We start from the raw sequence: 20,334 nt of genomic DNA on the forward strand, positions 1-20,334 counted from the left end.
GCACTGAGTTTTGCCCTGCCGGACATTGCCGCTGACCTGCGCCCCACGGCCACGCAGCTGCTGTGGATTGTGGACGTCTACCCCCTGATCCTGGCAGGTCTTTTGATCCCCATGGGCACCGTGGGCGACCGTGTGGGCCGCCGTCTGCTGCTGATCATCGGGTCCCTGGGGTTTGCAGGCGCCTCCGTGTTCGGCGGACTGGCCACCTCCGCAGAAATGCTGATTGCCGCCCGCGTGGCCATTGCCGTGTTCGGCTCCATGCTCCTGCCTGCCACACTGTCCCTGATCCGCGTGATCTTCGACGACGACGCCGCCCGCCGCACCGCCATTGCCATCTGGACGGCGGGATTCAGCGCCGGCGCGGCCCTTGGACCCATTGTGGGCGGATCCCTGATGCAGGTCTTCAGCTGGCACGCAGCAGTGCTGGTGGCCGTTCCCGTGTGTTTGGGCTTTGCCGTGGTGGCGCCTTTTGCCCTGCCGGAGTCCAAGGACCCGCGCCCCGGGAAACTGGATGTGGTCTCCGCGTTCCTGGCCATTCTGACCATGACGCCCATTGTCTACGGCATCAAGACCCTGGCCACGGGTGGTCAGGTGCTCAACGGCGTGGTGGCCATTGTGTTCGGCCTGGCCGTGGGTGTGATCTTTGTGCTACGCCAGAACCGCCTGGCCAACCCCATGGTGGAGCTGGCGCTGTTCCGCAGCGGCCGGTTCACCGGTGGTGTGCTGGTGAACATCATGGGCAACCTGGTGCAGTTCGGTTTCCTGTTCTTCATCACCCAGCACTTGCAGCTGGTGGCAGGTCTTGATGCCTTCACCGCCGGTCTGCTGATCATTCCGGGCATGACCCTGGCCATCCTGTCTGGATTGTTCGGGGCACGCTGGGCCGGTCAGGTGGGTGCGCGCACGGTGGTTGTCACCGGCCTTGTCCTCTCCGCAGCCGGTTACCTGGTGGTTGCGGCCACCGTGAACAACGGCTCCTGGCCCATGGTGGTGGCCTACTGCGTGTTGGGTCTGGGCATTGGTTTTGCCACCACCCTGTCCACCGAGCTGGTGGTGGGTTCCGTACCGGTTGAGAAGTCCGGTGCTGCATCTGCCATCTCGGAGACCGGGTACGAGGTCGGAGCGGTTCTGGGCACCGCTGTGGTGGGTGGCCTGGTGACCGGGTTCTACCAGGCGTTCCTGGCCGTGCCCGCCAACGTGGACTCAGCCTCCGCGGCTGCTGCTCGCGAGACCCTGGGCGGCGCCCACTCCGTGGCTCAGACCATTCCGGCAGGTGCCGATCTGACGGCTGCGGCCTCATTGGCTTACAACCAGGCGATCTCCCTGACCGGTGTGTCCGTGGGGATCACGGTCCTGGCCTTCGCCGTCCTGGTGTTCTGGCTTCTGCGCACACCTCGCAAGGTCATGGAACTGGACACCCGCACCGGTCAGCTGACCATGGTCCCTGCTCCGGGCGCGCAGAACTGAGCCCACACCTTTGGGCATGGATAAAGGCGCCACAGAAGGTCTGTGGCGCCTTTATCCATGCCCAAAGTTCCCGGAGGTAGCCGGCTCAGAGCACCTGCTGGTACCCGGAGAGGAACTCCTCGATCCGGTCCAGGGCCGTGTCCAACTGCTCCACAGGCGGTAGGAATACCAGCCGGAAGTGGTCCGGGGTGTTGAAGTTGAACGCCGATCCGTGGCTGACCAGGATCTTCTGTTCCTTGAGCAGATCCAGCGCAAAGCGTTCATCATCCGTGATGTTGAACTTCTCCACGTCCAGTTTGGGGAACAGGTACAAGGCACCGTCAGCGGGTTCGCAGCTCACCCCGTCAATCGCGTTGAGACGCTCAAAGGCCAAATCACGCTGAGCCTTGAGCCGACCGCCAGGCAGGATCAGATCATTGATGGACTGATACCCGCCCAATGCGGTCTGAATGGCGTGCTGGGCCGGGACGTTGGCGCACATGCGCATGTTGGCCAACAGCTTGATGCCCTCCAGGTAGGACTCCGCCTTCCAGTTGGGGCCTGTGATGGCCATCCACCCTGAGCGGTAACCCGCCACCCGATAGGCCTTGGACAGCCCGGAGAAGGTCAGGCACAGGACGTCTTCCCCCGTGAGGGTGGCCAGGTTGATCATCTGGGCGTCGTCGTAGGTGATCTTCTCGTAGATTTCATCGGCAAAGATGATCAGCTCGTGTTCCTTGGCGATCTCCACAATGCCCTTGAGGGTTTCACGGGAGTACACCGCGCCGGTGGGGTTGTTGGGGTTGATAACCACAATGCCGCGGGTGCGCTCCGTGATCTTGGAACGGATGTCCTCAAGGTCCGGGTTCCAGCCATCGGTTTCATCGCACACGTAGTGGACGGCCGTACCGCCGGAGAGTGTGGTGGCTCCGGTCCACAGCGGATAGTCCGGGGAGGGCACCAGGATTTCGTCCCCGGGGTTGCACAAGGCCTGCAGCGCCAGGGTGATCAGTTCGGAGACACCGTTGCCCAGGAAGACCTCGTCCACGGAGAGGTTCATGATGCCCTTGGTCTGGTAGTACTGCACCACGGCCGTGCGGGCGGAAAAGATGCCGCGGGAATCCGAGTAGCCCTGCGCGTAGGGCAGGTTCTTGATCATGTCCACCAGCACCGCATCGGGTGCCTCAAAGCCGAACGGTGCTGGGTTGCCGATGTTCAGACGCAGGATCCGGTGACCGGCGTCCTCCATCTTCTCGGCCTGTTCCAGGACCGGGCCTCGAACGTCGTAGCGGACATTGGCAAGCTTCTCTGATTGCGTAACCTTCTTGGGCATGCTTTCACGATACCCCCGGGCGGTCGGTGCCCTGTCCGCGGGCAATCGCCGATCCAACCCGCGTCGAGCCACCGGCCAGATCAGGGTCTGACGGTGCCGTACCAGTAGTCCGCTGCGTCCTCGGGCGAGTACGGGGTGGAGGCTGTGGTCATGCGGGTCAACAGCACCAGGGCATCGGAGTCCAACTGGCCCGTGATGTTGTTGACCTCATCCACGGCACTGCGTGGCAGATCCGCACCGGCCACGGGGATCACGCGTTCCGGCACCAGCGCGTCCCGGTTGTCATCCAACACCTTCAAGGAGTTGTCCCCCACGGCCGGCGACGCGGAGAGAATGCCTGCCACCTCGATCTCACCGTCCAGCAAGGCCTGGGTGACCTCCTGCAGGGAGCTGTAGTCCTTGACCTCACCGGGAACGCAGTTGTAGGTGTCCTCCACGGCGGCTGCTGTCACGGCTGCTTGGTCCTCACCGGTGAGCGCGCCGAACGTCAGGTCCGAACAGTGCCTGGAGAGGTCCGCAATGGAGTTCACGGACAATTTGGCCTGAGTGGCTGAGGTGACTGCCAGGACCCGTTTGTTCTCCGCCGGCGCCGGATTGAGCATCTGGACATCGGCGGGCAGTTGGTCCGCCAGCGCTGCCTCCACGTCAGCATCGGTGACCCCCTGCTGACCCTGCCCCAGCAGGTTGGCCAGGGAGTTCACAAGATTCTCCGTGGTTCCGGGGGTGGAAGGCGATGCAGAGGCCGCGGTGGCTGTGGGATCAGCGGTCGAGGTTGCCGCCGGGCTCGGCTCGGTGCCGCGCAATTCCAGGTAGAGATCCCCGGTGTAGTCCGGATAGAGGTCGATCTCCCCGTCCTCAACGGCTTGCAGGTACCCCGCCCGGCCGCCTTCCACTTCCTTGACCTCCACCTGCGCGCCCGAATCCTCCAGAGCCAACGCCCACACCTCAGCCACGGTTCGGCTTTGCTGCGTGGGGCCCATTCCCACCACAACGGTGCTCGGCTCACCGCTACCGGTGGCCGTGGGCTGCGGATCGGCAGCGTTGTCCTGATTGCACGCGGTCAGTGCCAACAGCCCCACGGCAGCCAGGGCTGCAGCACCACGACGACGACGGCCGTGCGCAAGCTTGCTGAATGCAGCTGTGTTCATGCCGTGGCTCCTTGTTCCGTGGCCGCTGTGCGTTGTTCTGTACCTGCTTTGAGTTGTTCCGGGGCCAAGCCCAGCTCCTCGGTGTTGTGGCCTGCCAGATCCAGGCCCACCCGCACCAGGTCCAGCACCGGTAGATCTTTGAGATCAGTCAGGGGAATCCACCGGGCGTCGTCGGAGGACCCGCCCACCTCCGGAGTCAAGGTGCCGCCGTTGACGGTGGCCCGGTAAATCACTCGCAACGCATGCAGGTGCCCTTGACCGGCGGACTGGCGCAGTTCCGGGGCGATGTAGAAGCTGCTGACACCCAGAAGTTCTTGTAATTCCACAATGTGCCCGGTCTCCTCGAAGACCTCACGAACCGCTGTCTGCTCGGGTTGCTCGCCCAGTTCCATGCCACCGCCGGGCAAGGTCCAGGAGGGCTGCAACGCGGCGATCCGCGGGACCCAGCGGGAGAGCAGAATGCTGTCACCTTCCACCATCACGGCATAGGCACCCGCGCGTGTGTTCATGGGCGTCTGGGGTGACTGCGTGGCAGTGGGCGGGGTTGGCTGAGCTGCCGGTGGTGGGGCCATGCGCACCAGTTTAGGGATGCTGCCTGGTTGGGCTCGATAATGGGTTCGTGAGCATTGTTGACAACGCCGTGTACAAAGCTGGACGCCGGGTGGCCTCCCCCGCCTCTCTGGAAGAAACTTTCCAACTCTTGAGGGAGCTGGATCACCAATCCGCCGGTGACCAGGAGTACTACCCCACTCCACACACTCCCTGCACGGACGTTGACCACCATCACGAACACTCCGCCCTGGCCTGGATCGGGCTCTACCGTCCCGCCAAGGCGGAGATCCTGGCACTCAAGGAGCAGTTCGGTCTGCACGATCTGGCGGTGGAGGACACCGTTCTGGCACACCAGCGCCCCAAGGCCGAACGCTACGGTCAGACGCTGTTCACCGTGCTGCGCCCGGCCTCTTACCACGAGGCCGATGAAGCCATCCGCCTGGGTGAAATCCATGTGTTCACCGGACCCAACTTTGTGATCACCGTGCGGCACGCCGAAACCAATGGGGTGGGCAAGGTCCGCCACCGTGCGGAACGTGAACCGCAGCTGCTGGCACGCGGCCCGGAGGCGGTGCTGTACGCGCTGATCGATCAAGTGGTGGATGACTACTTCCCCATTTTGGAGGCGGTGGAAGATGACATCGACCAGATCGAGGACAGCCTGTTCTCCGGGGAGTCAGATGTGTCCCAGCGGATCTACGAGTTGGCGCGGCAGGTCAGTATTTTTCACCGCGCAGTGGCTCCCCTGACCCTGTTGGCCGATCAGTTCGAGGCCGGATTCAAGAAATGGCATACGGATCAAGAACTGCAACACATGCTCCGGGACGTCCGCGACCACGTGCTGGTGGTCAACTCCCGTGTGGAGTCCTTCCGTGCCCAGCTCAATGACGCCATGCAGTTGGACGCCACCTTGACCGCGGCCCGCCAGAACGCTGCCGCCATGGAACTCAACGAACAAACCAAGAAGATCTCCGCCTGGGCCGCCATCTTGTTTGCCCCATCCATGATCGGATCCATTTACGGGATGAACTTCCAGCACATGCCGGAACTCAGTTGGGAGTACGGCTATGCCTACTCACTGGTTCTCATGCTGGCGGTCGGGGTTGTGCTGTACGTGGTGTTCAAACGCAAGGACTGGCTGTGATGGGCTGACCGGGCACTGCCCCAGTCAGCCGAGCATTGCGCTCACCCTCGACGACGACGCGCCGCCTTGCGTTCTGCAACCTGTTGCGCGTGAGCAGCCACCTTGGCGTCACGGCGAGCCAGCACTTCATCCACGGTCTCTTTGCGTGCTCCATCCGCCAAGCCCTTGCGGTTACGGATGATGCGCTTGATCACCCACCACAGCACAAACACCACCACGGCCACGTACACCACGTTGGAGAACACCCCGGCGTACTGCTCCGCGATGTGCCACTGGGAGCCCAGGAACCATCCGGCGAGCACAAAAATGGTGTTCCAGATCAGGGAACCCAACAGGCTCAACCCCACGAACATGCCAAACGGCATTCGCTCAATGCCCGCTGGAATGGAGATCAGGGACCTGAACAGCGGGATCATGCGGCCAAAGAAGATGGTGTAGGGGCCGTATTTGTCGAACCAGTCCTCGGTGCGTTCAACGTCGTGGATGTCCACCAGCGGCATCTTGTCCACGATCAGGTACAGACGACGCCGCCCCAGGGCTGCCCCCAGCCAGTACAACGCGATGGCACCCACAATGGAGCCCAACGTGGTCCAGAACAGGGCCTCCCACAAGGTGAAACCACCCTGGGCGGCGGTGAAACCGGCCAGCGGCAGAATGATCTCTGAGGGCAGCGGAGGGAACAGGTTCTCCAAGGCCACCAACAACCCCGCACCTGGTGCCCCAATGGCTTCCATGACGTCCACGGCCCAGCCGGCAATACCGGTCAGCCCCGATTCTTCGGAAACGGACTGCGCCGGGAGGGCGGCGGGCGTCGTCGTCAATGCGGTGGCGACCGTGGAGGTGAGGGTTGGTGAGGCCATGGGGCTCCTTGACGGTGAATGCGGCGGGTGCTGCCGGGCGGTACCAAGTTGACGTGGAGGCGGGCTGCGTAGGGTGTCCGTGTGGACCTCTTGGCGAATGCGAGCACAACCATGCCGAACATGGCGTCCTGGGAATTCTGGCTGGGAATCCCAGCACGAATCCTGCTGATCTTACTGATCGCCGGCGTTGCCTCCGCGGCGATCCGGTTGATCATCCACCGAATAGTGCGCGGAATCGAGCGCGGAACCCGCTCCCGGGTGATCCGCAAACTGGATTCGGGAGCGGCCCGGTGGGTGGAGGACGCCGGACTGGCGCGGCAGAGGCAGGCTCAGCGGGCCAAGACCGTGGGTTCCGTCCTGGCTTCTGTGGCCACTTTGGCGGTGTGGGCCATTGCCCTGTTGATGATCGTGTCCGAACTCGGCTTCAACATTGCTCCGGTGATCGCTTCGGCGGGCATTGCGGGTGTGGCGTTGTCTTTTGGTGCGCAGTCTCTGGTGAAGGACTACCTGTCAGGGATCTTCATGGTGGCCGAGGACCAGTTGGGCATCGGGGATGTGGTGGACCTGGGGGAAGCCACCGGCACGGTGGAGGACGTTGGCCTGCGCGTGACGCAGGTGCGGGATGTCCAAGGGACGCTGTGGCACGTGCGCAACGGGGAGATTCTGCGCGTGGGCAATTCCTCCCAGGGGTGGGCTCGCGCGGTGTTGGACGTACCCCTGCCCTATGACGCCGACCTGGACTCCATGACCACACTGCTGCGCCAAACCTTGGCCGGGATCAAACATGACCCCGACGTGGGCGAATACGTCCTGGATGACCCCGAGGTCTGGGGCGTGGAGTCCCTGACCGGCGAGTCAGTGACGGTGCGTGTGGTGGTCAAGACCGCCCCGGCCCAGCAATGGGCCGTGAGCCGAGTGCTGCGTGTGAAGGTCAAGAAGATGCTGGACCAGCACGGTCTCTCCGTCCCGCTGCTCAACCAGACCATGGTGCGCGGCGGCACGGCAAAGGACCTGTACGGGGGTGGAGGCGCAGGTACTTCCGCTGGGGCGACTTCCGAGGACGGTTGAGATCATGGGGGACGTACGTTCTTCGGCCTGAAAACGTACGTCCCCCATGATGTCGTCTGGCTCAGGACCTCAGCGGCCCTTGCGCCCTCCCCCGCCACGCGTGCTGGGGCGGCCCGGTTTGGCGCCGCGGCGGGCCTTGCCACCGGCCAGGCGCTTGCCCTTCAGCTGATCTCCACGACTGGTCCCCTTGGCCGTGCGGGATGCTGTCTCCCCCGGCTTGAGTTTGGTGGTCCCGGCCTTGGCCTTGGCCCGCTTGGGCTTGGCAGTTTTCTGCCGGGTCGGCTGCGGATCGGTGTCCGTTCCCAGCTGAGTTGCCTGGCCACGGGAGCTGTCCTTCTTGCGTCCGCGCACCACCCCCACCAGGTCCTGGACCATGGCCTCGGTCTCCTCCTCTAGATCCTGGGGCCACACCACGACGACGTCGATACCCGGCAGGTCCTCCACCACCCGGTACGTCAGATCCTTGCGATGGAAGAACCTGGCAATGGACATGGGAACCACCGCCAGGCCGATGCCCGCAGCCACGTATTCCATGACGTCCTCGGGACCGCGAGCTTCAAGGGGCGGGAGGGGTGCGCCGTCGTCGTCCGTGCCGGCCCCCGTGGGTGAGGGGCGGTGTTCGGGAAGGTCGGAGAGGTCGTGGACCAAGCGTTCGTCGGCAAGGTCGGCGATGCTGAGGTCATCCAGGAGGGTGAGTTCGTGGTCGATCGGCAGGACCGCCACCTGAAGTTCCTGGTAAGCGGGCACGGCGCGGTGGTGTCCGCGCAGGCCCTCCAGGTCCTGGCTGCCGGGCTTGGGGTGGGCCGGCAGGCGGATCAGAGCCACGTCCTGGGTCTGCCCCAGGATCTGAGACCACGTACCCGATTCCACCTGTGTGTCCACCAGGCGGGCACCGGGCAGGCGGTCACGCCAGCGGTCGAACCACTTGGCGGGCATCATGCCGGTCTCGTAGGCAACACGCAGAGTGGGGCCGGTCTCCGTGAGCTCAGCGGCCTGGTCGGCCTCCACGGAGCCGACTTGCTCAGCGTCCGGTGTGTCCGTGGGCTCAACTGAAGTGTCCTGATCCATGGGCACCAGCGTAGTGGGCCGGGTGAACGCGCTCCGGCATGGTCCGCGAGTGGAGGGGCCCCGGGGTCAGGCGTAGCATGGGCCGCAACGCATCCGGTCAGCTGCCGGGGCGTGCGGGGCTATAGCTCAGTTGGTAGAGCGTTTCGTTCGCAATGAAAGGGTCAGGGGTTCGATTCCCCTTAGCTCCACTGCTTTCACCAGGGGGAAATACCCACGGTGTCGCTCGACCTACGGGTTTCATGTGTCACTGATGCGTCACGGCGCTGACCAGAGCGCCGCCAGTGGTCAGCGCACCCGATCCCTGGACTCGGTCCTCTTCCGACCGGCCGGAGGACGTCACCTAACTCCTCGAGTGGGTCTAGCGTTCGGTAGCCAGGGAAGTAGCAACGCTCCGCATCGTTGTGTCGTGGCTGACGATGGTGGCATCGCGTCCGGAGGGGATCACTGACCCCACATGGATGGCGTCAAGGGCCTTGAGGAGACGTTCGATCGAATCCGCTACAGCCAGCACGCCTTCGGTGACCGGCACCAGGGCCAGGACGTCGAGAAGCTCGTCCCACCGAGACACAGGAAGACCCTCACGACGCAGCACCCGGGTCAGCTCGGTTCGCAGAATTCTGGACGAGACAACCGTGTGCTGGACGTCCGCAGTGGTGTGGCAGGTCGGTCGATCAGGCAGTACTAGGTACAGGTCATCAGTGCTGTCGACTGCAGCCCAGCGACTCCCCCACCCAGTAGGCTCCCGATCATGGACGGGAGAGCACACATCGGACAGGTCAGTGAGTGGGCCGACACGCTGGAGAACCACCGCCAATGGGTCCGGGGCCTGATCGCAAACCCCGGCACGGCCACAGCCTTCGACACCGACGTGGACACCAAGCTGGCCGTCGTCGGGGCCGTGGCCCAACAACTGGACCTGGAGAACACCACGGGGTAGCAGGCACTGGGCGTCGTGTTCGGGGACGCCCTCGGTATGGCCGTCGGTCTGCCGTGGGGTGAAATCACGGACGAGTACGGAACTGACCCCTGTCTGGTGGCCGATGCTCGAACCGACAGCGTGGTCTTTCCTCTCACCATGCTCTCGAAACGAGCCGAGCGTGGTGAACGCCTCGATCCCGTGAGCATCCGAAACCTGTTCGACGACGTCGGCACCGACGCCCTGCGGCTGAGCAGGCAAAGCTGACAGGACCAGTGGGATCTGCTGGAGCATTACCCGCGAGCCACGTACGCGGTGCTCGACGCCGCCGGACACCTGCTGCAGATCGAACGCCCGCGGCTCACGGAAGCCTTCATCATGGACTGGCTGGATCGGGTCGCAAAATCGTGAGTCCCTCGTTCACGGCGGCTGCGGCCTGCCGGTCGTCGTAGGTCAACAGGCGATCGGCCTCAACCGTCAGCGCCGTGGCGATGTGCAACGCGTCAAGCGTGCCCAGATGCTGCGCGGGTATCCGGGAGGCAAGGTGCAAGACGCCTTCGGTCAACCGCAGCACGGTGAACGGCCTCAGTACAGGTTCAACCTTGTCCTGGTCCACTCCGAGCCGAATGGCCAAACGGCGCAACTCCACGGTGGCAATCGTTGAGACCACCATGGGCTCCGCGGAACCCGCCAGTCGACTCAACTCGGCCCGGAGGAACGCAGACTCCGCTTCCTCCACCAGCAGTTTGGCCAAGGCGGAGGTGTCCAGCAGTATCACCGGTCGCCCCGCAGCTCCGCCAGCGCATCTGCTGTGGGCCGTGCCACGTGGACACCGGTGGGAAATTCCATGGCGCCGCTGCCCTCCCGGACCACCAACTCCGCGAGCACTTGATGCGGTTGTTCGGTGATCGGTCTGATCACAGCCACAGGGACACCACGGCTGGTCACCCGGATGCTGGCCCCCTGAGCCACTTCACGCATGACCTTGGCGTTGTCATTGCGCAACTCGCGCTGGCTGATCGTCCTCATACGGCGAATGTAGCACTTCCGTAGCACCTGGTGAGATTGCAGCCCCTCATCGCCCACAGGACCCTGCGCCCGCAACACCAGGATTACGACGCCGCAGTCACGGCCCGCCGTCGTCGTGCCAGAACCCCGAGCGTGACGGCCGGGATCAAGGTCAGGACAACAATGGAAGCGCCCACCGTGGCCGGCCCGGAGAGTCCCAGCGGGCCCGCCAGGGTTGCCCCGGCAACCGTGGTGCCGATGGCGGTGCCGGCGTTGAAGGCGGCCACGGCCAGCCCGGATCCCAACGTGGCCGCACGGCCGGCGTGACTGACTGCCAGGTGGATCAGCACGCTGTTGGCGCTGAGCCCGAAGGCACCCAAAAGCACCACCAGGGTGACCGTGACCGCCGTGGCTCCCGTGAACAAGGCCATGGCCAGCAGCACCACGGTGCTGACCATGGGGGTCACGATGATCACCGCATGCGGCCTGGTATCCCCCAACCGCCCGCCGAGCAGGGTGCCAAAGAACGAACAGATGCCGAATCCGGCCAGCACCAACGGGACCAGCCCAGCCGACAATCCGGCCTGATCGGTGAGGATGGGGGTGACGTAGGAGTAGGTGGCCAGTACGCCACCGGTGGTGGTCAGGCAGGCAGCCAGAACCAGCCAGAGTCGGGGCGAGCGCAGATCAACAAGCCCCCGGAACACTGACTCCTCCTTGGGCGGTGGCGTGTCCGTGGGCACCAAACGGGCGATGGACACCACGGCCACAGCAGCTGCCAGCGCCAACACCCAGAAGGTCCCACGCCAGCCCACATGTTGGGCAATGAACGCACCGATCGGCACGCCCAACACCGTGGCCAGTGACCCACCGGCCACCACAGCAGAAACCGCCCAGAAAGCCCCGGTGGCCAGTGCAGTGACGAATCGGGCCGTCATCAGAACCGTCATGTCTGAGCTGAGGGCAACCACCATGTGTCCCACCACAAACACGATCAGCGCAATCAACAACGTGAGCTTTTTGGACAGGCGCATGGTGGCCAGCGCAAGCAGCGGGGCGCCAACCACCATGCCCACCGCAAACACTGTGATCAGAGAGCCCGCCTGGGCCAGAGAAAGATCCAGGTCACCAGCTATTTCGGGCAGGATCCCGGCAATCACGAATTCAGTGGTGAGCATCAGGAACGTACCCAGCGCCAGGATGTAGACCACCAGAGGAAGGCGTTCACTGTGGGTTGGCTCGGCGTATCGGCTGCCACCGCTGCCTGAGTCCATAGGTGCTGGGGTGTTCATCAAGTCAGTCCTCACAGGGGTCGGGGCAGGCTGGTTCGTTTTCCATTGCACTGCCGCGAGCGCCTGCACAACAGGTCTGGTTTATGGGGGTAGAACATCCACCCCCATCCGCGTGCGGCACGCTCGTAGGCTGGGGACATGGACAACCGCGCAGACATTCGCGACTTCCTTGCCACCCGCAGGGCCAAGCTCACCCCTGATCAGGTGGGGCTGCCCACCAGTGCGCGACGCCGCGTCCCGGGGTTGCGCCGGGAGGAAGTTGCCGTGCTGGCCGGGGTCAGCACCGAGTGGTACACCAAGCTGGAAAAGGGCCACATCGCGGGTGTCTCAGATGAAGTTCTGGACGCCGTTGCCGCGGCCCTGAGACTTGACGACGACGAACGCACTTACCTCCATGACCTCGCCCAGGCCGCCAAGCCGGCGCATCGGAGGGCGGTTCGTCGTCGTGAAATCTCATTGGCGCCCCAGGTGCAGTGGATGTTGGACTCGATCACCATGTCAGCGGCATTCGTGCGCAACGGGCGCCTGGATGTGATCGGGTCCAACCCTCTGGGCCGGGCCCTGCACGCGCCCATGTTCCAAAGCCCCACTGCCCGTGACCACGGCAGACCCAACTTTGCCCGGTACCACTTCCTGGACGAGAGCTCCAAGGACTTCTTTGTCGATTGGGAGGCCGGCGCGGCGGCCACGGTGGCGCTTTTGCGGGCTGAGGCCGGCCGGGAGCCCCATGACAAGGCACTGCGCGAACTGATCGGCGAGCTCAGCACGGCCAGCACCGAATTCAGCACCTTCTGGGCATCTCATGACATCCGCATCCGGCACGAGGGCACCAAGGCTCTGGACCACCCGCAGATCGGTTGCGTTGAACTTGCCTTTCAGTCGGTGGAGCTACCCGTCGGCAAGCGAGCGCAGCATGACCTCTCCTTCTACACGGCCGAACCCGGCAGCGTGAACGAGGAGAAGCTGCGGCTGCTGGCCAGTCTGGCTGCTCCACCGGCGCGCAGGCCCACCCAGGGCCATGAGGGAGCCGACCAGCACCAGTCCCACTAGGCGCCGGAGGGGGTTCACGACCCCCACCGCCGTGCGCCGGACCCCCGCCCCGTGGAAGTATGGAGCCCTCCACCGCACCACAACAGTGGAGGGACCCCATGAGCACCGCGGCACACGACGCCCAAACCCCCGCCCCGCAGCCTGAGCAGCCCGACGGCGATGCTCAGGAAAACTCGAAACAACGCAGAAAACGCCGCCCGTTCCAGTCACTGCTCAATGGGATTGAGATCGCGGGCAACAAACTTCCGCATCCGGCCACGCTGTTTGCGCTGTTGGCGGCGGTCGTCGTCGTTCTGTCCTGGGTCTTTGCCCGCGCGGGGGTGAGCGTGGCCAACCCCGTGGACGGCTCCCAGGTGGAGATCTTTAACCTCCTCTCCCGCGATGGTGTGCAGTGGATGTTCACCTCAGCCGTGGAGAACTTCATCAACTTCGCGCCCCTTGGCGTGGTGCTGGCCACCATGATCGGGATCGGCATGGCGGAACAGTCCGGGCTGATCGGAACGGTGTTGAAGTCGTTCATCCTGGCCATTCCCAAGTCCCTGGTGACGCTGGGCATCGTGTTTGCAGGCGTGATGTCCTCGGTGGCCTCGGACGCCGGTTACGTTGTCCTGCCGCCTCTGGCTGCCATCTTGTTCATGGCCGTGGGGCGTCACCCGCTGGCCGGAATCGCAGCCGGATTCGCCGGGGTGTCAGCCGGCTTCAGCGCCAACCTGTTGTTGTCCGGCACGGACGTCATGCTGGGCGAGCTGACCATCGAGGCCGCAGCCACCGTTGACCCCACCTATGCCGAGGGCATGAACCTTGCCATGAACTACTGGTTCATCATTGCCTCCACGTTCCTGCTGACCATTGTGGGCACCCTGGTCACCCAGTACATCGTGGAACCGCGGCTTGGTCCCTGGACCGGCCAGGGTGTGGTGGGCATGGACGGCGACGACGACATGTCCGTGTCCGGTGTGGAGAAGAAGGGCCTGGTGGCAGCAGGTGTGGCCCTGGTGGTGACCCTGGTGCTGTTGGCCCTGCTGATTGTGCCCAGCAACGGTCTGTTGCGCGGGGAAGACGGTGCAGTGGTTCAGTCACCGTTCATGGATTCCCTGGTGGTCATCATCATCATCGCGTTCTTCATCCCGGGGCTGGTGTACGGCGTGGTGACAAAGTCGGTGCGCAGTGACACGGATGCGGTCACGGAGATCTCCAAGACCCTGGCAGGAATGTCCGTGTTCCTGATCATGGCCTTCACGGCTGGTCAGTTCATTGCCTACTTCAACGAGTCCAACTTGGGTCTGCTGGTCTCCGTCTCCGGTGCGGAGTTCCTGGACTCCATCAACATGACGGGCATCCCGCTGTTGCTGGCGTTCATGGCATTCGTGGCCGTGATCAACCTGTTCGTGGGATCAGCTTCTGCCAAGTGGGCCATGCTGGCCCCGGTGATGGTGCCCATCATGATGCAGTTGGGAGTCTCCCCCGAGTTCACCCAGGCCGCCTACCGAGTGTCCGATTCGGCCACCAATATCCTGAGCCCGCTGCTGCCCTACTTTGCGTTGATCATTGCGGTGGCCCAGCGTTACGACAAGAAGATCGGGATCGGCTCACTGATCGCCACCATGCTGCCGTACTCCATCGCGTTCCTTGCCACGTGGACCGCGATGTCCCTGGGGTGGTACGCCCTGGACCTCCCGCTGGGGCCGAACTCCCCGGTGCACTACTCAGGCCAGTGAGTCACCAGGCCCACTAACGCACCGGACCCAGGGATGCACAGACCCAGTGACGCAACGCGCCTACCGGCCCACGGCATTCAAGGCTGCGGAGACGATCGAGTCCGCATCGATCCCGTGGAACCGGTAGGCGTCCTGCACGGAGGATGCCTGCCCGAACTGGGTGACCCCCAGATTGGTCATGCGGTCCCCACGGACGCCGGCCAGGAAGCTCAGGGTGTGCGGGTGTCCGTCGTGCACGGTGACCAACGGCGTGGGGATCTCCCCCGGGAACAGTTTCTCCGCGATCCCCGACCCACGGTTCTCCAAGGCATGGCGTGTTCGCAATGACTCGTAGACCTTGCCTGGACTGGTCAGACAGATCACCCCGGCACGGATGCCGAGGCGTTCCAAGGTCTCAGCAGCGGCACAGACCTCCGTCATGATGGCCCCCACCCCCACCAAGGTCACGGCGTCCTCGTAGGCAGGGTGTTCGGCGATGCGGTATCCACCGGCCAGAACGTCGCGGCGTCGTCGTTCCCGCAGCACACCGTCCTCCGGGAGCCGTGCCAGGGACTCGTCCACAGGACGGGTGGAGAGCCTGAAGTAAGCGGATGTGCCATCCGGTGCGTGCAGGCTGCGCATGGCCTCCAACAGGGTCCACTCAAGGTCCTGCGCAAAGGCCGGTTCCCAGCTGGTGACGCCTGGGATTTCCATGGTCACGGAAGGGGTGTTGAAGGACTGGTGCGCCCCACCCTCCGGAGCCAGGGTCACCCCAGATGGTGTGCCCACCAGAATCGACCGGCCACCGGCGTAGATCCCGAACGTCCAGGGCTCCAGGGCACGGTTGATGAAGGGGTCGTAAATGGTGGCCACGGGGATCAGGGGCTGGCCCCAGCGGGAAAAGGTGGCGCCGAGTTCACCGGCCAGGCCCACCAAGTTGACCTCCGCGATCCCCAGCTCTATGTGCTGGCCGCGCTGAGCGTCCTCCTGCCACCGCAGCACGCGTTCACGGTCGTCAGCAAACCAGTCGGCGCGCTCGGTCAGGGACCACACGCCGGTCTTGTTGATCCACCCACCCAGGTTGGTGGAGGTGGCAACGTCCGGACTGACCGTGACCACTCGATCCGCCACTTCAGGAGCTGCCCGTTTCAGGTCTGAGAGAAAACGCCCCAGTGTGGCCTGGGTGGAGGTCACGGCCTTGTGATTCCACTCCAGCTCCGCGGGTACAGCCAACGCAGCCGGGGACGGCACAGGATCGCGGCGCAACCGGTCCGCCGTCTGTGCACAGGCCTGACCTGCTGGGGAGTCCGGATCGAATCTCTGCCAGGGGTGATCCAGGTCCATGCCGGACAGCTGTGCCAGCTCGTGCATCTGCTCACCGGTGAGCTGTGCCGAATGGTTGTTCGGGTGCCCTTCAGTGGCCAATCCCTTGCCCTTGATGGTGTAGGCAAAGATCACCGTGGGCCGGGTGTCATCGATCTGCTGGAAGGCCTGGATCAGTTGCTCGACGTCGTGCCCCGCCAGATCCCGCACCACTTCGGCAAGCTCGCGCGCACTGAGGCCGTTGACCAACTCGGCCAGCCCGCTGCCTTCCGGGTCCTCAACGCCTGCCAGCAGACGTTCGTGCACCTCATCCGGGTGGGAACGCAGGATGCGCTGGTATTCCTCGTTGGGCATCTGCGTCATGCGTTCACGCAACGCCTGACCACCGGGCTGGGCGAACAAAGCCTCCAAACGACTACCCCACGTACAGGTCAACACCTGCCAGTCGGCTGCGGCGAACATGCCCTGCAACCGTTGGATCTGCACATCGGGAATCACCCGGTCCAGGGACTGTCTGTTCAGGTCAACGATCCACACCACTTCACCCAGCTGGCGCACCTCTGGGTCAATGATCGCTTCCCACACCGCCCCCTCATCCATCTCCGCATCTCCCAGCAGGGAGATGAATCGGCCACCTTCCGGGGTGTCCGGGAAGCGGTCGCGCAGGTAGCGGTGGGACAACGCCGCCCACACGGGTGCGGTGGCACCGATTCCCACGGATCCGGTGGAGAAATCCACGGTGTCCGGGTCCTTGGCACGGGACGGATAAGGCTGCAGACCCCCCTTGCCACGCAACGTGGGCAGGTAGGGCTCGTCCAAGTCCCCCAACAGGTAGTTGATTGAATGCAGCACCGGAGAGGCATGGGGCTTGACCGACACCCGATCCTTGGATGTCAGGCAGGAGAACCACAAGGCGGTCATGATCCCCACCATGGACGCCGACGACGACTGGTGCCCACCCACCTTCACACCGTCATGATTGGCACGGCCACGGTTGGCGGCATCAATCATGGCGGTGGACAACCACAGCACCCGCTGGGCGATCTCATCCAACACGGATCCATCCAGTGACACTCCGGCTGACAGCGGCCGGGAGTTCACACTGGGCGGGTTGACCTGGGTGCCGGTTTCGAACTGTGCTTCATCCTGCTCTACCGGATGGGAGGAGGTGGGGTCCTGAGTCATGGTGGTCTCCTTTGACCGGGTTCAGTCCTGACCGGGTTCAGTCCGCAAAGATCGAGGAGTAGGCGTTCAGCGCCAGCTGTCCTCCCAGGTGAGCGTAAAGGACGTTGGAATCGGCCGGGATCTGCTGCTCACGGACCAGATCAATGAGCCCCGCCATGGACTTTCCTTCGTACACCGGGTCCAGGATCACGCCCTCCAGGCGGCCTGTTGTCCGGATGGCCTCCACGGTGGACTCCACCGGAATGCCGTACAGGTCTCCGGCCCATCCCTCCAGAACAGTGATTTCCTCCTGGCGGATCTCACGGCCCAGACCGATCAGCTCGGCCGTGTTGCGGGCAATGCGGCCCACCTGGTCCCGGGTCTTCTCCAGGGTGGCTGAGGCATCGATTCCCAGGACTCGTCGCGCACGCCCACCGGCCTCTTCCAGCGCGGCAAAGCCTGCGATCATGCCGGCATGTGTGGAACCGGTGGCGGTGCACACCACAATCGTGTCGAAGAAAACGCCCAGTTCCTCCTCCTGCTGGGCCACTCGTAGGCCCAGTTGGCGAATCCCAGGCCGCCGTACTTGTGTTCGGAGGCACCGGCCGGGATGGGGTAGGGCTTGCCACCGGTCTCCTCCACCTCACCCAGGGCGTTTTCCCAGCTGGATCGGATGCCGATGTCAAAACCAGCCGGATCCAACCGGACGTCAGCGCCCATGATCCGGGACAGTTGAATGTTTCCCACCTTGTCATTGACGGGGTCATTCCAGTCCACCCACTTCTCCTGGACCAGGCGGGCCTTCAGCCCCAGGTGAGCCGCAACCGCTGCCACCTGCCGGGTGTGATTGGACTGGTAGCCGCCAATGGACACCAAGGTGTCGGCACCGGATTCCAGGATGTCTGGGACGATGCACTCCAGCTTGCGGGTCTTGTTGCCACCAAAGGCCAACCCGGAGTTGACGTCCTCACGCTTGGCCCAGATCTGGGCACCACCCAGGTGGGCGGTCAGATTCTTGAGCTGATGGATCGGGCTGGGGCCGAATGTCAGCGGGTAGCGGGGGAAATCGGTGATGGCCATGAGGGACTCTTGCTCGCCGGGTGTCACTTTCGATATGCAATATATTGCGTATCGGCGGTTTAGACTGTCAAGGACGTTTTCCCACTGCCGGAGGATCCATGCCCGTTCCCCAGACCCGTGGCCTTCACCAACGCTCGCTGCTGCGAGACGACGTCTACCGCAGCCTGCGTGATGCCATCATCCGCGGCGATCTCCAACCCGGGGAAAAGCTGCGTGATGCCGAACTCAGCGACTGGTTGGGGGTCTCCCGCACACCCATCCGTGAGGCGCTGCTACGTCTGGAGCGCGCCGGACTGGTGGTGGCCACCCCGGGGCGGCTCACCATGGTGGCCCCGGAGAACGACGACGCCGTCCGGCACGCCCAGCAGGTGGCAGCAGAACTGCATGCCCTGGCCATCACGCTGGCAGCACCCACGCTGGGACCGGAGGATTTTGCGGAGATGGAACGAGCCAACCAGGCCTTGACCACCGCACTGGACACTGTGCAGCACCCGGGGACGACTCCCAGCACAGTCGCAGGTTATCATGCGCGTCTGAGGCCATTGACGCTGATGACGCCTTCCACGACGTGGCGGTGCAGGTCTGCGGCAACCCGTTGATTGGGCAGCACCTGGAATCAGTGACGGCCACGCTGCGGCGTCGTGAATTTCTGCATGTCGGGTCCCTGACGGGCTCCGACTCCCCCGACCAGCACCGTGCCATCATGCACGCACTGCAAGAGGGTCACGTGTCCACGGCAGCGGAGCTGACCCGGCAAAACTGGCTGCGTTTGGCACCGCCCGTCCAACAGGACTGAGCTCCGACGCACCAACTCAACGCGGGGGCAATGTCCATTCGAGGGCCTCGGACAATCGCTGGTGCCGGAACGGGAAGCCCACTGTTTCCAGTGCCTCCGGGGTCACCCGCTGGTTGGCCAGGGCCAATTCCTTGGCGCCGTCCCGCCCCAGCAGCACCGCCGGACCGAATGACGGCACGGGCAGCACAGCAGGCCGCCGCAGTGCCTTGCCCAGGACCTTGGCGAACTCCTTTTGCCGCACAGGCTCCGGTGCCACGGCATTGACCGGCCCGGTGACGGACTCATCCACCGCGGCCCACGCGTACATACTGGCGATGTCATCCAGGGACACCCAGGAGAACCACTGCTGACCACTGCCCAGGGGCCCGCCGGCGCCGACCAGGTACAGGGGAAGTTGTAATTTCAAAACCCCACCCAGGCTGGAAAGCACAATGCCCGTGCGGATGGAGACCCACCGCATGCCCAGCTCCTGGACTCGTGCCGCTTCCGATTCCCACTGCTGGCAGACCTCAGCCAGGAACCCGTCCCCGAAATCGTCTTTCTCGCTGAGCAAGGCGTCTCCGCGGTCCGTGCCGTAGGCACCGATGGCAGAGGCACAGATGAAAGCCTGTGGTCGGTCTGCCGCGTCCAAGGCGGCACAGGACTCAACAATCAGCCGTGTGCTCTCAATGCGCGAGTTCAGGATCTCCTGCTTGTTGGATTCCGTGAACCGGGTGGCAATGGACTTACCTCCCAGATGAATCACCACATCTGCCCAGACCACAGCACTGGGATCCAGGATCCCCTTGGCCGGGTCCCACTGGACCTGATCTTCACGACGACGCCGCCCCCGCACCAACGTACGGACCTGATGACCTGCGGTGGACAACAATGCAGCAACTTGGGAACCCACCAGCCCGGAGGCTCCGCCGATCAGAATGTTCAGCTCCTGCTGGCCGAAACGCTGTTCCAGTTGAGTCTGGAATGCCAGATCAGCACGCAATCTCTCCGTGCGGTCGGCAAAGGTCTTGGCCAAGGTGGAGTGCATGGCACGGTGGGTGAAAGCCCCTGCGAATGTGTCCCCGGCCGAGCTGAGACCGCGCAACTTCTGAGGAACGGCCTGGTACTGGATGCGGTCATGGACCACACAGGCCTCACTGGCATCCCGGCCTGATCCTGTGCTGGTGTCCGGATCGGCAAACGTGTGAGTGTGCGTCCAGGAAGCCAACGGCCCCTTGACCATCCGATCCACAAAGGACCGGGGCACGGGGCCGTCGTCGTGCTCGGAGACGAATGGCACGCGCACGGTCCCTGCTGTGCCCGGCACGGAAGTCAACAAGCGCGCACGGGTACCGGGCTGCAGCGGCGGGAAGGACTCACTGACCACTGCCTGCGCCCACTCGGGGCTCA

20 protein-coding genes, 1 tRNA gene and 1 pseudogene are annotated in these 20,334 nt (G+C 64.1%); 10 read left to right on the forward strand and 12 right to left on the reverse strand.

Annotation, left to right across the window (positions count from 1 at the left end; all coding sequences use genetic code 11):
• The coding region (locus tag L979_RS08505) for an MFS transporter (RefSeq protein ID WP_047691590.1) at positions 1–1,467 on the forward strand (1,467 nt) is incomplete at its 5' end.
• Between the two features lie 85 nt (positions 1,468–1,552).
• Here the strand turns inward: L979_RS08505 and L979_RS08510 are convergent.
• The 3 genes from L979_RS08510 to L979_RS08520 form a co-directional block, all read right to left on the reverse strand.
• Positions 1,553–2,779: a pyridoxal phosphate-dependent aminotransferase gene (locus tag L979_RS08510; RefSeq protein WP_047691593.1), complete on the reverse strand. Its 1,227-nt coding sequence runs from the start codon at positions 2,777–2,779 to the stop codon at positions 1,553–1,555.
• An 80-nt stretch (positions 2,780–2,859) separates the two neighbouring features.
• The gene (locus L979_RS08515) at positions 2,860–3,927 is read right to left on the reverse strand and encodes a glycine betaine ABC transporter substrate-binding protein (RefSeq protein WP_047691595.1); all 1,068 of its coding nucleotides are present in this window, start codon (positions 3,925–3,927) and stop codon (positions 2,860–2,862) included.
• Complete coding sequence (locus L979_RS08520) at positions 3,924–4,499, reverse strand: NUDIX hydrolase (protein ID WP_081994129.1); 576 nt, start codon at positions 4,497–4,499, stop codon at positions 3,924–3,926. The genes L979_RS08515 and L979_RS08520 overlap by 4 nt, the downstream gene beginning before the upstream one ends.
• Before the next feature lie 47 nt (positions 4,500–4,546).
• Here L979_RS08520 and L979_RS08525 point away from each other — a divergent pair, with 47 nt between their 5' ends.
• Positions 4,547–5,623, forward strand: coding sequence for a magnesium and cobalt transport protein CorA (locus L979_RS08525; protein ID WP_047691598.1), 1,077 nt, complete (start codon positions 4,547–4,549; stop codon positions 5,621–5,623).
• Positions 5,624–5,664: 41 nt separating this feature from the next.
• Here L979_RS08525 and L979_RS08530 read toward each other — a convergent pair whose 3' ends face one another.
• Complete coding sequence (locus L979_RS08530; RefSeq protein WP_052209694.1) at positions 5,665–6,483, reverse strand: DedA family protein; 819 nt, start codon at positions 6,481–6,483, stop codon at positions 5,665–5,667.
• A 120-nt stretch (positions 6,484–6,603) separates the two neighbouring features.
• Between L979_RS08530 and L979_RS08535 the strand changes: the two genes are divergently transcribed.
• Positions 6,604–7,551 carry a mechanosensitive ion channel family protein gene (locus tag L979_RS08535; protein ID WP_081994118.1) on the forward strand — a complete coding sequence of 316 codons (948 nt, stop codon included), beginning with the start codon at positions 6,604–6,606 and terminating at the stop codon, positions 7,549–7,551.
• Positions 7,552–7,620: 69 nt separating this feature from the next.
• Here the strand turns inward: L979_RS08535 and L979_RS08540 are convergent, their stop codons facing one another.
• Positions 7,621–8,619, reverse strand: a complete 999-nt coding sequence (locus L979_RS08540; protein WP_047691600.1) for a LysR substrate-binding domain-containing protein — start codon at positions 8,617–8,619, stop codon at positions 7,621–7,623.
• Positions 8,620–8,734: 115 nt separating this feature from the next.
• On the opposite strand from L979_RS08540, the gene L979_RS08545 reads away from it, so the two are divergent.
• Positions 8,735–8,807: transfer RNA gene (locus L979_RS08545), tRNA-Ala, on the forward strand.
• A gap of 170 nt (positions 8,808–8,977) precedes the next feature.
• On the opposite strand, the gene L979_RS15880 is transcribed toward L979_RS08545, so the two are convergent.
• The gene (locus L979_RS15880) at positions 8,978–9,187 is read right to left on the reverse strand and encodes a hypothetical protein (protein ID WP_156125508.1); all 210 of its coding nucleotides are present in this window, start codon (positions 9,185–9,187) and stop codon (positions 8,978–8,980) included.
• A gap of 180 nt (positions 9,188–9,367) precedes the next feature.
• On the opposite strand from L979_RS15880, the gene L979_RS08555 reads away from it, so the two are divergent.
• Together L979_RS08555 and L979_RS08560 are read left to right on the forward strand one after the other, a co-directional pair.
• Positions 9,368–9,556, forward strand: a complete 189-nt coding sequence (locus L979_RS08555; protein WP_047691606.1) for a hypothetical protein — start codon at positions 9,368–9,370, stop codon at positions 9,554–9,556.
• 6 nt (positions 9,557–9,562) lie between these two features.
• Positions 9,563–9,802, forward strand: a complete 240-nt coding sequence (locus tag L979_RS08560; protein WP_280842294.1) for a DUF3806 domain-containing protein — start codon at positions 9,563–9,565, stop codon at positions 9,800–9,802.
• 109 nt (positions 9,803–9,911) lie between these two features.
• Here the strand turns inward: L979_RS08560 and L979_RS14645 are convergent, their stop codons facing one another.
• From L979_RS14645 to L979_RS08575, 3 genes are all read right to left on the reverse strand, one after another.
• Complete coding sequence (locus tag L979_RS14645; protein ID WP_052209695.1) at positions 9,912–10,313, reverse strand: type II toxin-antitoxin system VapC family toxin; 402 nt, start codon at positions 10,311–10,313, stop codon at positions 9,912–9,914.
• The gene (locus tag L979_RS08570; RefSeq protein WP_047691611.1) at positions 10,310–10,564 is read right to left on the reverse strand and encodes a type II toxin-antitoxin system Phd/YefM family antitoxin; all 255 of its coding nucleotides are present in this window, start codon (positions 10,562–10,564) and stop codon (positions 10,310–10,312) included. The genes L979_RS14645 and L979_RS08570 overlap by 4 nt, the downstream gene beginning before the upstream one ends.
• A gap of 83 nt (positions 10,565–10,647) precedes the next feature.
• On the reverse strand, positions 10,648–11,817 hold the full coding sequence (locus tag L979_RS08575; RefSeq protein ID WP_052209696.1) for an MFS transporter: 1,170 nt from the start codon (positions 11,815–11,817) through the stop codon (positions 10,648–10,650).
• Between the two features lie 156 nt (positions 11,818–11,973).
• Between L979_RS08575 and L979_RS08580 the strand changes: the two genes are divergently transcribed.
• Positions 11,974–12,885 (forward strand): helix-turn-helix transcriptional regulator, encoded by a 912-nt coding sequence (locus L979_RS08580; protein ID WP_052209697.1) that lies wholly within the window; start codon positions 11,974–11,976, stop codon positions 12,883–12,885.
• Positions 12,886–12,983: 98 nt separating this feature from the next.
• Positions 12,984–14,603 (forward strand): AbgT family transporter, encoded by a 1,620-nt coding sequence (locus tag L979_RS08585; protein ID WP_081994124.1) that lies wholly within the window; start codon positions 12,984–12,986, stop codon positions 14,601–14,603.
• A gap of 60 nt (positions 14,604–14,663) precedes the next feature.
• Here the strand turns inward: L979_RS08585 and L979_RS08590 are convergent, their stop codons facing one another.
• Both L979_RS08590 and L979_RS08595 read right to left on the reverse strand, forming a co-directional pair.
• Positions 14,664–17,090 carry a pyruvate dehydrogenase gene (locus L979_RS08590; protein ID WP_047691617.1) on the reverse strand — a complete coding sequence of 809 codons (2,427 nt, stop codon included), beginning with the start codon at positions 17,088–17,090 and terminating at the stop codon, positions 14,664–14,666.
• Positions 17,091–17,127: 37 nt separating this feature from the next.
• Positions 17,128–18,149: pseudogene (locus tag L979_RS08595) on the reverse strand (1-aminocyclopropane-1-carboxylate deaminase).
• 98 nt (positions 18,150–18,247) lie between these two features.
• Between L979_RS08595 and L979_RS08600 the strand changes: the two are divergent.
• The gene (locus tag L979_RS08600; RefSeq protein WP_231559470.1) at positions 18,248–18,748 is read left to right on the forward strand and encodes a GntR family transcriptional regulator; all 501 of its coding nucleotides are present in this window, start codon (positions 18,248–18,250) and stop codon (positions 18,746–18,748) included.
• A complete protein-coding gene (locus tag L979_RS16740) occupies positions 18,724–18,945 on the forward strand; it encodes an FCD domain-containing protein (RefSeq protein WP_231559471.1) in 222 nt (73 codons plus the stop codon). The genes L979_RS08600 and L979_RS16740 overlap by 25 nt, the downstream gene beginning before the upstream one ends.
• A gap of 16 nt (positions 18,946–18,961) precedes the next feature.
• Here L979_RS16740 and L979_RS08605 read toward each other — a convergent pair.
• Positions 18,962–20,334: TIGR01777 family oxidoreductase (locus L979_RS08605; RefSeq protein ID WP_156125510.1), on the reverse strand; the 1,373-nt coding region annotated here is incomplete at its 5' end.

It is taken from the genome of Kocuria sp. ZOR0020, from assembly GCF_000800955.1.
GTDB lineage: Bacteria > Actinomycetota > Actinomycetes > Actinomycetales > Micrococcaceae > Kocuria > Kocuria subflava.

Excerpts from the sequence above, each read along its gene's own strand:
- L979_RS08510 (WP_047691593.1), bottom strand. The coding sequence starts at position 2,779 with ATGCCCAAGAAGGTTACGCAATCAGAGAAGCTTGCCAATGTCCGCTAC.
- L979_RS08555 (WP_047691606.1), top strand. The coding sequence starts at position 9,368 with ATGGACGGGAGAGCACACATCGGACAGGTCAGTGAGTGGGCCGACACG.
- L979_RS08530 (WP_052209694.1), bottom strand. The coding sequence starts at position 6,483 with ATGGCCTCACCAACCCTCACCTCCACGGTCGCCACCGCATTGACGACG.
- L979_RS08515 (WP_047691595.1), bottom strand. The coding sequence starts at position 3,927 with ATGAACACAGCTGCATTCAGCAAGCTTGCGCACGGCCGTCGTCGTCGT.
- L979_RS08580 (WP_052209697.1), top strand. The coding sequence starts at position 11,974 with ATGGACAACCGCGCAGACATTCGCGACTTCCTTGCCACCCGCAGGGCC.
- L979_RS08535 (WP_081994118.1), top strand. The coding sequence starts at position 6,604 with ATGGCGTCCTGGGAATTCTGGCTGGGAATCCCAGCACGAATCCTGCTG.
- L979_RS08540 (WP_047691600.1), bottom strand. The coding sequence starts at position 8,619 with ATGGATCAGGACACTTCAGTTGAGCCCACGGACACACCGGACGCTGAG.
- L979_RS08590 (WP_047691617.1), bottom strand. The coding sequence starts at position 17,090 with ATGACTCAGGACCCCACCTCCTCCCATCCGGTAGAGCAGGATGAAGCA.
- L979_RS08520 (WP_081994129.1), bottom strand. The coding sequence starts at position 4,499 with ATGGCCCCACCACCGGCAGCTCAGCCAACCCCGCCCACTGCCACGCAG.
- L979_RS08575 (WP_052209696.1), bottom strand. The coding sequence starts at position 11,817 with ATGGACTCAGGCAGCGGTGGCAGCCGATACGCCGAGCCAACCCACAGT.
- L979_RS08585 (WP_081994124.1), top strand. The coding sequence starts at position 12,984 with ATGAGCACCGCGGCACACGACGCCCAAACCCCCGCCCCGCAGCCTGAG.
- L979_RS08570 (WP_047691611.1), bottom strand. The coding sequence starts at position 10,564 with ATGAGGACGATCAGCCAGCGCGAGTTGCGCAATGACAACGCCAAGGTC.
- L979_RS08600 (WP_231559470.1), top strand. The coding sequence starts at position 18,248 with ATGCCCGTTCCCCAGACCCGTGGCCTTCACCAACGCTCGCTGCTGCGA.